The 591-nt window shown below is 68.7% G+C and carries 2 protein-coding genes; one reads left to right on the top strand and one right to left on the bottom strand.

The window, feature by feature from the left end:
• The coding region (locus VA603_RS00215; RefSeq protein ID WP_323437598.1) for a hypothetical protein at positions 1–426 on the top strand (426 nt) is incomplete at its 5' end.
• Between the two features lie 10 nt (positions 427–436).
• Here the strand turns inward: VA603_RS00215 and VA603_RS00210 are convergent.
• Positions 437–591 (bottom strand): YdcH family protein (locus VA603_RS00210; RefSeq protein WP_323437599.1); only part of this gene is annotated, 155 nt, incomplete at its 5' end.

Here is a 591-nt window from a genome sequence, read left to right as displayed (position 1 = left end):
TCTGGCCTGCATGGCCTGTTGCAGCGTGCGCTGCGCGGGGCAAGCCAATTGCGTGGTGGCGACGTGGAGTCACTTGTGCTGCCCGATGCCGGTGGGTTGCCTTGTGGCGTGCTGACGGCGCATCGGCTGGTCCGCTGGTCACCGCAGGAACGGGGCACCTTGCGGATATTCGTGCGTGAGGTAAAGCAGGCCGCGCCGGGGCTTGAAGCGGTGTTGCGACAGCTGTTCGGCCTGACCGAGGCCGAGTCGCGGTTGGCAGCGGCACTCTACCGGGATGCGGACGTGGCCTCGGCGGCGAAGGCGTGCGGAGTGACCCCGGGAACCGCGCTGGGCCGGCTCAAGGTGATCTACGGCAAGACCGGGGAGCACGGCCACGCCGGTCTGGTGCGGCTGGTCGCGGCGGTTGCTGGCAGCGGCGCGGGCTGAACGGTGTCGCTCAGGCCGGCTCGTCCGGGATCAGCATGCTTTCCAGCTTGGTGATGCAGTCCTTGAGCTGCAGCTTGCGCCGCTTCAGCCGTTTGGCCTCCAGCTCGTCGTCCGGGTTGGCGGCAAGGCGGGTGATGCGATCGTCCAGGCCGCGGTGTTCACTCC

Source organism: Stenotrophomonas capsici (assembly GCF_034961085.1).
GTDB classification, from domain to species: Bacteria; Pseudomonadota; Gammaproteobacteria; order Xanthomonadales; family Xanthomonadaceae; genus Stenotrophomonas; species Stenotrophomonas capsici.
This window is presented reverse-complemented; position numbering and strand designations above follow the sequence as displayed.